The 12,111-nt window shown below is 56.2% G+C and carries 9 protein-coding genes and 1 pseudogene; 3 read left to right on the top strand and 7 right to left on the bottom strand.

Translation table 11 applies throughout. The features are described from left to right. Positions 1-131 precede the first annotated feature (131 nt). A pseudogene (locus Q1A43_RS04475) lies at positions 132-535 on the top strand (transposase); the annotation flags it as partial. Between the two features lie 517 nt (positions 536-1,052). Then, on the top strand, positions 1,053-1,268 hold the full coding sequence (locus Q1A43_RS04470) for a hypothetical protein (RefSeq protein ID WP_299933003.1): 216 nt from the start codon (positions 1,053-1,055) through the stop codon (positions 1,266-1,268). Between the two features lie 717 nt (positions 1,269-1,985). Here Q1A43_RS04470 and Q1A43_RS04465 read toward each other — a convergent pair. Beyond that, positions 1,986-2,147 (bottom strand): hypothetical protein, encoded by a 162-nt coding sequence (locus Q1A43_RS04465; RefSeq protein WP_299933001.1) that lies wholly within the window; start codon positions 2,145-2,147, stop codon positions 1,986-1,988. A 513-nt stretch (positions 2,148-2,660) separates the two neighbouring features. Between Q1A43_RS04465 and Q1A43_RS04460 the strand changes: the two genes are divergently transcribed. After that, entirely contained in the window at positions 2,661-6,215 is a 3,555-nt protein-coding gene (locus Q1A43_RS04460; protein WP_299932999.1) for an Rne/Rng family ribonuclease, read from the top strand. A 271-nt stretch (positions 6,216-6,486) separates the two neighbouring features. On the opposite strand, the gene Q1A43_RS04455 is transcribed toward Q1A43_RS04460, so the two are convergent. Genes Q1A43_RS04455 through Q1A43_RS04430 form a run of 6 tightly spaced genes read right to left on the bottom strand, consistent with a single transcriptional unit; the run spans position 6,487 to position 12,102 of the window. Beyond that, entirely contained in the window at positions 6,487-7,425 is a 939-nt protein-coding gene (locus Q1A43_RS04455; protein WP_299932997.1) for a 3-keto-5-aminohexanoate cleavage protein, read from the bottom strand. Positions 7,426-7,437: 12 nt separating this feature from the next. Then, positions 7,438-8,466 (bottom strand): branched-chain amino acid ABC transporter permease, encoded by a 1,029-nt coding sequence (locus Q1A43_RS04450; RefSeq protein ID WP_299932995.1) that lies wholly within the window; start codon positions 8,464-8,466, stop codon positions 7,438-7,440. Next, positions 8,463-9,326, bottom strand: coding sequence for a branched-chain amino acid ABC transporter permease (locus Q1A43_RS04445; protein WP_299932992.1), 864 nt, complete (start codon positions 9,324-9,326; stop codon positions 8,463-8,465). The genes Q1A43_RS04450 and Q1A43_RS04445 overlap by 4 nt, the downstream gene beginning before the upstream one ends. 15 nt (positions 9,327-9,341) lie before the next feature. Further along, a complete protein-coding gene (locus tag Q1A43_RS04440; RefSeq protein ID WP_299932990.1) occupies positions 9,342-10,049 on the bottom strand; it encodes an ABC transporter ATP-binding protein in 708 nt (235 codons plus the stop codon). Further along, positions 10,042-10,770, bottom strand: coding sequence for an ABC transporter ATP-binding protein (locus Q1A43_RS04435; RefSeq protein WP_299932988.1), 729 nt, complete (start codon positions 10,768-10,770; stop codon positions 10,042-10,044). The genes Q1A43_RS04440 and Q1A43_RS04435 overlap by 8 nt, the downstream gene beginning before the upstream one ends. 51 nt (positions 10,771-10,821) lie before the next feature. Continuing rightward, positions 10,822-12,102, bottom strand: a complete 1,281-nt coding sequence (locus Q1A43_RS04430) for an ABC transporter substrate-binding protein (protein WP_299932985.1) — start codon at positions 12,100-12,102, stop codon at positions 10,822-10,824. Positions 12,103-12,111: the final 9 nt, after the last annotated feature.

The following is a 12,111-nucleotide window of genomic DNA, read 5'->3' as shown; positions in this document are numbered from 1 at the left end:
GAGGGCGTTGGGCTTATCTAGGTTGTGGGGTAATCCCGCCGAAATTAGTGGTGTTCAAAAGTAGAATTTTCTCGGCACGATATCTGAGGAGGTTTGGAATGAAGAACGGATGATACAGCGACGCGCAGATCATGGCGATCCTGAAGCAAGCAGAGGGCGGTGTGCCAGTTTCTAAACTGTGCCGAGAGCATGGGATGAGCAGCGCGAGTTTCTTTAAATGGCGGGCGACGTTTGGCGGTATGGATGCGTCTTTGATGTCTGAGAGCGAGCTTTTGTCCGCCATTGGTCCGAGAGAACCTGAGCAGGCGCTCGAAAAAGCGCTAAGGCCGTCCACTGCCCGCCAGGGCATTGCCCTGCAATGTCCCGTGAGGGACGGAGGCGGGAGGTGGCCATGAATGCGGTCACAGATCACGGGATCAGCATCGCGCTGGCCAGCCGAGCATTTAAGATCAGCGAGACGTGTTATCGTTGCAGTCCAGTGCTGAGTGATGAGAACGAGACAAATGCAGACTGGTTGGAACGGTTGTCGGTGAACAATGGCTGTGGACTTACACAATGAACGACCCAACATGGGCATTGGCGGCATAACACCCGCCACGAACCTGAAAATGGCCGCGTTAGCTCTAGAGCCGATCCCCATTGAAAATGAGGGGTACCCGAGGTTTTGCTACAGTTCAACTTTGTGGCGCGCTGCAGGAAAAGTCCACGTGACTGCCATCTGAGCCATTGAATTTCTGCAGGATTGATAATCGTTTGCTTTCAGGAGACTGCGCCTCAGAGTGGACAGCTTGATCCAAGGTCCGCTGAGGGCTCATTCTGTTGAAAAACCCGGAGTTTGGCCAGTAGCATGCGCATCAGAGGAACACTGTCCCGTCGGTGGGTCTTTCTGAGAATTCTGTCTGCCAGTGGCGCGCTCACAAAACACTTGTTCTAAATTCTGGCTGCGTTTTATCGGAAGGTGAGTTTTTCAACAGAATAGGCTGGCTGCAGCCTTTCGGTTGCGAGAAATGCCCGGAGGTCCATGTTTAGAAAACTTTGAGGAGAAATTGATTGTGGTACTGATTTTGAGAATTCTTGGATGGTTTGGCATCGTGATCGCCATGTTCAATGCTGCGATCAAACTGTTCGCTGATGCTGAAGCCGTGCGGCGATACGCAGGGGCAGATAGAAATCTAGATTCCAACGTATCGATCATCGCGGTTAGTCTGATCTTTTTAGCGTTGGCCTCAATTTTGGCAGAAGTGAGAAAACAAAATTCCGAACTCTAAGTAGCCTTGAGAGCGTCTTTTGCGGTGGGTTTGTTTTGACGTCGGCTTTGGGCTGCCTTTGGACATTACACTCCTCCTAACAGTCTAGCATCGCAATCAGGGCTTCCGATTGACAAGCTCATTCCGTTTTGAGAAGTGAAAGAAATGAGGGACGAGACAAGGGAAATTCTCAAAAAAAATATGAGAAATGTCTAGTATGGATTCCGCTAGCTGGCTTGTTCATAATTTGCCTGCAGGTGGTAACGACTTGGGTTTGGCTTATGAGGTTGTCTCGCACTCTTCTTGGTCAAAGGAAGCTTAAAGAAAGCTGGCTGAGCACTACCTTGAACCCATGCCTCATGTTTCAAAAATCGGGTTTCAATCTCTTCTCTCAATCATGTCCTTGAGCACTTTCCTATTTGAGTCCCTACCTTAGAAAACATGAGCCATATGAGAAATACAAAAGAGAAGTTGAAAGCATTCTATCGAAACTGAATGGTAAAATTTAAATGTTTAATCCAGACGCGTTTTGACAGGGTGCTCAGAGTTTAGAGAATGCTTGTGTTACTCTGAAGAGCTCGCTTTCTGCGCTTCACTGTTCTTCTATGCCAGCGCAGTTTCTCCTTGATGTTTGGACGAGCACTATATGCCCGGTTTCGGCAAATCCACCCAGTTTTTTGCGATTGCAGCGGCTCAAAACCGGGCTTCGCACGAATGTCGTGAAAGGGCTGTTGGTGGTCATTGCAGTTTGAGCGTTTCTGCCAAAGGATCGCTGCTCTCGTTGGCTGAAGGCTTTTCGCTCGAAAACGAGGGGTGAGCGGTGCGTTTTGCGTTCTGGCGCGTTTTTTGCAAAGCTGGTTTGGGTGGTGGTGTCTTTGATGGCTGGGTGAAAAATTCCATGTATGGAATTTGCAAATCTTTTTGCAAAAGATTTTATGCACCCAGTCGTACCATCCGCGATCAAATCGGCGTTTGAGCCTGCTATGACGTGATTTTGCCCATTGTCTTTTCCACAGACCTACCTTTATGTTGCATGATAGGCGCGTGTGCCACGCAGACCGCCAGAGAGTTTCGCTGTTTTGGACCCTGATCAGCATGTCGCTGACCCCCAAAGCAGACCGATTGGGCCGTAAGGCCAATGAACTGTGCCCGGACCGCCAAAAGCGACGGGCCTTGAATGGGCGCCGCCTCCTGTATCAGGAGGGCCGAGCGTCGGAGAAGAAACGCGATGAAGCGCGCGACATATATGAGGCATCGAGACGGGGCGACATCGCACCGCCATGCCCGCGCGCCTATGCTCGCCCTTACAAGCCACGCCTACCGAACCTCTGCACCGCCAGGGGTGACCGCGGGGATACCCCCGGCGGAACACTCCTTGTCAAACAGGGGATCGGCCGCGTGCACACGGAAAACATGGCTAAGAAAATGCTTATCGATGCCACCCACGCGGAAGAGACACGCGTTGTGGTGGTGGACGGAAACAAGGTCGAGGAATTCGATTTTGAATCAGAAAACAAGCGCCAGCTAGCTGGCAATATCTATCTGGCAAAGGTCACGCGGGTTGAACCCTCGCTGCAAGCGGCCTTTGTGGATTATGGTGGAAACCGACATGGTTTCCTGGCGTTTTCGGAGATTCACCCCGATTACTATCAGATTCCTGTCGCGGATCGCCAGGCTTTGATGGAAGAAGAGGCCGCTTTGGCCGCTGCGGCGGCGGAAGAGGATGAAGAACGCGAAAAGCCCAAACGCTCGCGGTCACGCTCGCGTCGCAAGCCCAAGACGTCGGACACCAAACCCGATGAAGCCAAGGATGAGCCGGTCGCTATTCCTGCGCCCGAGGCTGCGGCGGAGCAGCCTGCTGCGCCAAAATCGTCGGACGCACCGCGTGAAATCAGCGGCATGGAAACCATCGATCTTGATGATGGCGATGATACCGAAGCGGGGGAGCCGGGCGAAGGCCTGTCTCCGATGGAAACGGTTCACGAGGTCCCTGTGGCCGAGCCAATCGATTCCGTTGAAGGTGTCGAGTCTGAAGAAGTTTCTGAGGCCGCGCCTGCGGAAGAAGCTGAACCAGAAGCCGTGGCAGTTGAAGAGGTTACGGAAACACCTGTTGTCGCCGAAGTCGAAGCTCCGGTTGCCGAAGAGCCGACACAAGAGGCCGTAGCCGAGGTTTCACCCGTTGACGACACGGTAGTGGCCGCTGTGGATCAGCCCGCAGAGGCAGAAACCTCTGATGAGGCAGATACTCCTAAACGTCCGATTGCGGCGGATTCAGATGATAAACCGGTCATCGTAAGCGCCGATCCATCGGAGGTGAATGACACTCCGGCGGCAGACGAACCTGTGGCGGAAACGTCTCCTGAAACAGTGGCAGACACGGGCGAGGCTGCAGAGGCTGCTTCGGACGTGTCGGCTGATCCAGTTGAAGACGCCCCGATTGCTGATACTGCTGAGGCTGTCGCGCCAACCGAAGCTGAGGCTCAGACCGACGACGTTGTGGTTGACACAGAAGCCGCACCAGAGGCCGAACAAGCCCCCGACTCCGAGGGACAGACTGCACAGCCAGAGGTCTCTGACACTCTTGTTGAGGACACACCTGTCGAGGATGCGGTAGAAAAGCCTGCCGAACCAGAGGTGTCCGAGCAAGCCGCCGATGCCGCTGTTGCGCCAAAGGCTGACGCAAAGGCTGAGGACGAGAGAAAAGACGCCGCCGAAACGCCCGATGCAGCCGCTGCGACAGGCGATGAGGACGACAAGCCCAAGGCCAAAGCCAAGGCTTCGGATCGAGACGCGTCGATTGAATCGGTTGCTGATGATGACACGGAAGAAGAAATTCGTCCGCGTCGCAAACCGCGCCCGCGTCGCTACAAGATCCAAGAAGTGATCAAAGTGCGCCAAATCTTGCTGGTGCAGGTTGTCAAAGAGGAACGCGGCAACAAGGGCGCGGCCCTGACGACATACCTGTCGCTGGCGGGTCGCTACTGTGTCTTGATGCCCAACACCGCGCGCGGTGGTGGCATCAGCCGCAAGATCACCAATGCGGCGGACCGTTCCAAGCTGAAATCCATTGCCAATGAGATTGACGTGCCCAAGGGCGCGGGCCTGATCATTCGCACCGCCGGTGCTAAACGCACCAAGACCGAGATCAAGCGCGATTACGAATACTTGCAACGCCTGTGGGAACAAATCCGCGAGCTAACGCTGAAATCGACCGCGCCGGCGAAAATCTACGAAGAAGGCGATCTGATCAAACGCTCGATCCGCGACCTTTATAATCGTGAGATTGACGAAGTGTTTGTCGAGGGCGAGCGCGGTTACCGCATTGCCAAGGACTTCATGAAAATGATCATGCCGTCCCACGCCAAAAACGTGAAAAATTATAACGAAGCGATGCCTTTGTTCGCGCGTTATCAGGTCGAAAGCTATTTGGGTGGAATGTTCAACCCAACGGTGCAGCTCAAGTCCGGCGGTTACATCGTGATAGGCGTGACCGAAGCACTTGTTGCCATCGACGTGAACTCGGGTCGTGCCACCAAAGAAGGCAGCATCGAGGACACCGCGACCAAGACCAACCTGGAGGCCGCCGAAGAAGTGGCGCGCCAGCTGCGTCTGCGTGACCTTGCCGGTCTGATTGTCATCGACTTTATCGATATGGACGAGCGTAAGAACAACGCAGCCGTCGAAAAACGCATCAAGGACAAGCTGAAAACCGATCGTGCGCGTATTCAGGTTGGCCGGATTTCCGGCTTTGGCCTGATGGAAATGTCGCGTCAGCGCTTGCGCCCCGGCATGATCGAGGCAACGACCCAGCCTTGTCCCGCCTGTCACGGCACCGGTCTGATCCGGTCCGACGACAACATGGCGCTTCAGGTGCTGCGTCAGATCGAAGAAGAGGGCGTGCGCCGTCGTTCGCGCGAGGTTCTGGTGAAATGCCCGGTCTCGATTGCCAACTATCTGATGAACCAGAAACGCGAACACATCGCTCAGATCGAAACGCGCTATGGCATGTCGGTGCGTATCGAAGGTGATCCGCATCTGGTTGCGCCTGATTTCTCGATGGAGAAATTCAAGGTCGCCACGCGGGTTGTGCCCGTGGCCACTGCCCCGGTTGTGTCTGTTGACACGTCGCTCATGGATATGATCGACGAAGAGGCCGAAGCCGACGCGATTGAAGATGCCGAAGTGATTGAACGGACCGAAAAGCCCGAGGCCACCGAAACCGGTGAAGACGGACAGCCAAAGAAGCGTCGTCGCCGTCGTCGCCGTAAGTCATCGAAGTCCCGCGAAGAGGGCGGCGAAGGGATGGACGCGGAAAAGCCGGCTGAGGACAAGCCAGAAGGCGAAGTTCAGGACGCGGGTGAAGTCAAAACCGATGGTGAGGCTGCTCCGGTTGATGGTTCTGAGGGGGAAGAAAAGCCTAAAAAGCGCCGCACGCGCCGGTCTCGGTCACGCAAGAAATCGACCGAAACGGGCGAGGTCAAAGGTGATGAGGCGGCTTCCGAAGCCGATGCTAAGGCTGCCGAAGATGCTCCTGCGGAAACCGCGTCAAAAGATGCTACGGCGGACACATCCGACGCGAAAGCCGAGGTAGTTGCAGAGGCTCCAGAAGCACAAGCCGATGCCCCGGCAAAAGAGCCAGTGGCAGTTGAACCCGAGGTCGCGCCGACACCAGAAGCCCCTCAGGCGGATGTCGTGGACACTACCGATGCCAAGCCCAAACGCGCTCGTACGCGGCGCAAAGCGTCGGATGTGATTGCGTCGGTCGTGAGTGCATCGGAACCTGTGGCGCAAGACGCCGCAAAAGACGGTGAGACCTCTGTAGAAGCACAGCCCGAAGCTGCTGCTTCTGAGGCTCCGGCAGAGCCAGCTGCGGAAACCGCACCTGTGGCCGAGCCTGCATCTCCGGCTGGGGATGCCAGCCAAGAAGCCAAGCCAAAACGGCGCGGTTGGTGGTCTTTGGGACGCTAAAAAAAGTAGCTGGCCATCGCGGCCTAGCTTCAAAAGCAAAGAAACGCCGCCGGACTTAGTCTGGCGGCGTTTTTGTATCTGATTGTGGAAGGCGGTGTCTTGCCACTTAGTTCGGTCGTTTCAGGGCTTTGGTTCGCAAAGGTTTCTTTTCAGCTCTGCACGATGGATAGGCTGACGGTTTCTGATAAGTTGAGAGAGCCCGGAGTGTGCCGTTTATGTGTTGTTGTCGGTCTCGCGAGCCGCCCAAAAGTGTTTTTGGGTGCATAGGAGATCAGAAGGCCACCCGATCACCGCCCTTTAAGTCAAGCAGCTCACGTGCTTCATCGGGCGTGGCCACTTCACAGCCAAGATCTTCGACAATACGGCGAATTTTTGCGACTTGGCTGGCGTTGCTTTCGGCCAGTTTTCCGCGTGAGATGAACAGGCTATCCTCTAACCCGACGCGGACATTGCCGCCCATTTGCGTGGCGGTTGTGCCTAGCGACATTTGTGATCCGCCAGCCCCCAGAACCGACCAACGATAGTCATCGCCAAACAGACGATCAGCGGTTTGTTTCATAAAGACGAGGTTGTCGATCTCGGGGCCGATGCCTCCGAGAATGCCAAAGATGAACTGGATGAAAACCGGGGCTTTGAACAAGCCGATGTCCATGCAGAATTTCAGGTTGTAGAGATGCCCGACATCGTAACATTCATGTTCGAATTTGATGTCATGCGGGGCAAGCGTTTCGGCGGCTTCTTTGATTTCGCGAAAGGTGTTGCGAAAGATGTTGCCATCGGAATTTGCGACATAATCCTTTTCCCAGTCGAACTTCCAATCATCGTCTTTGTAGCGGTTCGCCAGCGGGTGAAAAGAAAAGTTCATTGAGCCCATATTCATCGAGCACATCTCGGGGCTAAAGGTCTTGGCTGGGTTGATCCGGTCTTGAATCGACAGGGTTAGGGACCCGCCGGTCGAGATATTCACCACCGCATCCGTCGCCTGTTTGATCCGGGGCAAGAAGGGGGCAAAATCCTTGATATCGACCGAGGGTGCCCCGGTTTCATTGTCGCGCGCATGCAGATGCAGGATCGAGGCCCCGGCCTCGGCGGCCTCCATTGCCTGGGTGGCGATGTCGTCATAGGTATAGGGCAGTGCATCCGACATGGTGGGCGTATGGATGGCCCCGGTGATGGCGCAGGTGATGATGGTCTTTTTCTGGCGTGCCATTGGGCGTGCTCCTTAGGATTTGTCGGATTTGCCGGGGGCGATGACGCGATAGCCCAGCGGGAAAAGTTGCAGGTCATAGCGTCTGCGGATCAGGCCCCAAATGCCTTTGGGAGCCTTGAGCATCATCACAATGGCCACCACGCCCAAAACGATCAGGTAAATCGTGCCAAGATCAGCAAGGGTTTCGCGCAGGGCAAAGAACACCAGCGTGCCGATGATCGGCCCCTCGATTGTGCCGATGCCACCGATGACCACGATAAAGATCACGAAGGCGGTCCAATCGTTGACGCTGAACGCCGCATCCGGTGATATCCGCAGTTTTTGCAAAAAGATGAGCGCGCCGATCATCGCCGTTAGGGCCGACGTGACCACGTAGACAACAAACTTGGTGCGCCAGATGTCGATGCCAAGGCTACCTGCTGCGAGTTCATTGTCGCGGATCGCGGTCAAGGCCAGCCCTTTGCGGGAGCGCAGGAACAGATAGACGGCGGTGACAACAATGACGGCGGCCCCAAGTGCGAGCCAATAGCTCAGCGATTCACGCATGGCGCGTTTCGAGGCCAAGGATTTGACGATGGCCACGGGCAGCGATGAGCCCGACCCGCCACCGAGGGCGGAGATTTGCGCAAACCCAAGGCGGAACACCTCGGCGATGACCCACGTGCCAATGGCGAAATAGGCTCCGCGTAGGCGAAAGATCAGAACCGCCACGGGGATCGAGACCAAAGCCCCAAGCACCCCGGCGCAGACGATCGCGGCAATCGGGTGCAGCCCGGCAAACATGGTCAGCGCAAACAACATATAGCCGCCAAAGCCGACAAAGGCCTGCTGACCCACCGATACCAGCCCGGCATAGCCCGCCATCAGGTTCCACAGGCTCGCCAGAGCGAGATAAAGAAACAGCTCCCCCATTAGTCGCATATCGGCACGGCCCGCCCACCAAGGCGCGGCGACAAGAATGATAAGGGCAACTGCGCCTAGAATGGCCGCGACACGGGCCGCATTCGAGGATCTCGTAACGTGATAATCCTGCAAGGTCATGCTGAAATCCTCGGGAAGAGACCGTTGGGACGGATGGCAAGGATGAAGAGAAAGGCCAGGTGACCGGATAGGATTTGCCAGCCCGGATCAATCTTGGCCCCGACGGTTTGCGCCACCCCAAGGATTACGCCACCGGCCAAAGTGCCCCAGAGATTGCCAAGCCCGCCGATGATCACCGCCTCAAAGCCAAAGATCAGACGGCCACCGCCAATCGAAGGGTCAAAGCTGGTGCGGATTCCCAGCAGAATTCCGGCAATTGCCGTCACGCCAAGCGCCAGCGCCATGGCAACGCCAAAGATGTGACGCCGGTTCAACCCCATCAGCTGTGCGATGTCTTGGTTGTCGGAAACGGCGCGGAACGCCCGGCCCAGAGCCGTGTGATAAAAGGTCCATTGCAGACCCCAGATCACCGCAACGGCCACCGCAAAGGTCAAAACTGGCAATACGCCAAGGTTCAATCCACCCACGGCAAAGCTTGCGGTTTCAAGCGCGCCGGCCTCCATTTTTTGCGGATCGGCGGAATAGACCTCAAGCAGGCCATTTTGAAGAATGACGCTTAACCCGAAAGTCACCAACAAAGGCGGCAATAGGTCGTCGCCCAGCGTTTGGTTTAACAACCCGCGCTGCAAGACATAGCCAATCACACCCATGGTCGGCACCACAACAATCAACGCCAAAAGCGGATGCAGTCCGGTTGCGGTGGTGACGGTCAGACCCAGATAGGCCGCCAAAACGATAAAGTCGCCATGCCCAATATTGACCAGTCGCATGACCCCAAAGATCAGCGACAACCCGGCGGCAAAAAGGGCGTATAGCCCGCCAAGCAAGGTTCCTTGAACAACTGCATTCAGCCAGTCCATGTCATTCCACCCATGTCATTCAATCCCGAAATAGGCGCGGGAAATATCCTCGCGCGATACAGTATCCGACGCCCCTTCGAGCGAAACGCGCCCCTCTTGCAGGCAGTACACCCGCGAAGACACAGAGAGCGCTTTGCTGATGTCTTGCTCAACGATGATGGCGCTCATGCCCTCGCCGATGATGCCGGGCAGGGCGTCGTAGATGTCTTTTATGATGATCGGAGCGAGCCCGAGGCTGATCTCGTCAAAAAGGATCAGATCGGGGTTGGCCATCAAGGCGCGACCAATGGCAACCATCTGTTGTTGCCCACCAGAGAGCGACGTCGATTGCTGATCCTTGCGTTCGTCAAGGATCGGAAACAGCTTATAAACCGCGTCCAAACTCCACGGCCCCTTGCGCCCGACCTGCGCCCCGATCATCAGGTTTTCGCGCACCGACAGCGACGGGAACAATTGCCGCCCCTCGGGCACCATCGCCAATCCGCGCATCGCGACTTCATCGGCACGCAGGCTGCTTATGTCTTCGCGGTGGTATGTGATCTGGCTGGGCTCGTTGGACAACAGCCCGGTGATCGAGCGCATCAAGGTTGTCTTGCCCGCGCCGTTGGAGCCAATAATGGCAAGAACTTCGCCCTCCGACACCTCCATATCGACGCCGTAAAGCGCTTGAAAATCACCGTAATGCGCATCAAGCGCGTGCATCTGAAGGATGGGTTCAGGCATCGGCTTCTATCCCCAGGTAAATCTCTTTGACTTCGGGGCTGTTCATGATCGCATGCGGTTCGCCCTCGGCAATCTTTTTGCCGAAATCGATCACGATCAGCCGGTCGACAACTTCCAACAGCGCATGCACCACGTGTTCGATCCAAATGATCGTCACGCCCGAGGCGTGGATGTCTTTGATCGTCTGCACAAGCGAGGCGCATTCACCTTCGGTCAAACCCCCGGCGATTTCGTCCAACAACAACAATTTCGGTTTGGCACAAAGGGCGCGCGTCAACTCAAGCCGTTTGCGTTCCAACAAGGTCAGGCTCCCGGCCAGCACATTGGCCTTTGGCAGAAGCTCGGTTTGCTCAAGAACCTCTAGGCAAAATCGCTCGGCTTCATGCCCATGCAGGCCTGCCGATTGCGTGGCGGCGATCATGGCGTTTTCAAACACGGTCATGCCCGAAAACGGCTGCGGGACCTGAAAGGACCGCGCAACCCCGGCATGGCTGCGCCGGGCGGCATTCCATTTGGTCACGTTTTGCCCAGCAAATTCCACATTGCCGGAATTTGGAGCCAGGGTTCCGGTGATCAGGTTGAACATCGAGGTTTTGCCCGCCCCGTTCGGCCCGATCACGCCTAGGGCTTCGCCTTCTTGCACGTCGTAGCTCAGCGCGTCGGCCGCAGTCACAGCGCCAAAGGCTTTGCTTAGCCTGTCTAATTTCAAGATAGAGCCCATGAAGTCCTCACCAAATGAGTGGGCGGCACAAAGCGCGCCGCCCATTGGGTTTTAGCCGAGCAATTTGAGTTCGCCGGTCAACGGAATGTTCGGAGCCGCTGAGTTGGCCACGATCTTGAGGTCCATCGCGTCACCGTCTTTTTGCCATTGGCCCGCAACCAGAGGTGTCTTGGTGACGTTGTTGATCGGCCCGTTGGCCCAGTTCACATTGCCCACGATTGTATCGAGGTTGGTGCCGTTGATCGCGGCGACAATGGCCTCTGGATTTTCGAGGTCTTCGGCACGTTTGGCCACATCTGCGACAACTTCAAACAGCGCGTGCTTAAAGCCGATAGGCTGGGTCCAAGGGCGGCCAGAGGCGGCGGAATACCCCTCGGCCACTTCTTTCGAAGATGCGCCCGACAAGGAGGAGGAGAACGGATGGTTTGGTGACCACCACACTTCGGATGATAGGCCATCACCGCGTTCACCCAGCGAGGCAATAACCGATGGGAACAACAGCGCCTTGCCGATTGTCACGATCTTGGGGTTGAACCCCTGTTGCGCCGCCTGCGCCCAGAACGTTGCGAAATCCGGAGCAATCATATTGCCGGTTACGATCTCACAATCCGCCTCTTTGAAGGCCGCAATATAGTTGGAGAAATCATCCGACAGCGGTTGATAACGGCCCGGATCAACAAGGTTGTAACCCGCTTCGGCCAAGGGTTTGGGCAGGCCAAGTTCAGGGTGGCCCCAAGCGTTGCCATCCGCGTCATTGGGGAACAATCCGCCGACGGATTTGGCCACACCGGCTTGGCCCCACATATCAAGGAAAGACCCAATGACGTCTTCTAACCCCCAAAAGAAATGGTAGGTCGAGGCGAACCCTTCACCCGGAACACCGTTGCGGCCAAAGAAATAGGGCTGCCATGGGCAATCGGTGGTGATGCAGGGCACTTCGTTAATTTCGGCCTGATCGGCAACGGGGTTCACCGTGTCGGGGGTTGATGCCGCAACGATGATGTCGACCTCATCGCCAAGGATCAGATCCGCGGCAACTTCGGCGGCACGGTTGGGGTTTGACTGGCTGTCCTTTGAGATGATCTCGACATTCCAGCTTTTGCCATTGTTCTGCAATCCGCCTGCCAAGGCCTTTTCGATGCCCGAAATCACATAGTCATCCGCCTCGGCAAACCCGGCCAAGGGGCCAGTGCGCGGGCTGACATGGCCAATGCGCAAAGTTGGCGTCGCGGCATAGGCCCGTGTCGCGCTTAGCAAGGCCGGAGCCGCCATTGCCGCGGTGGCCCCGGTTAGAAAGCTGCGTCGCGATGGCTTTTTGAAAATCTTTGTCATGTCTTCCTC

Source organism: uncultured Pelagimonas sp., from assembly GCF_947498515.1.
Lineage (GTDB): Bacteria > Pseudomonadota > Alphaproteobacteria > Rhodobacterales > Rhodobacteraceae > Pelagimonas.
This window is presented reverse-complemented; position numbering and strand designations above follow the sequence as displayed.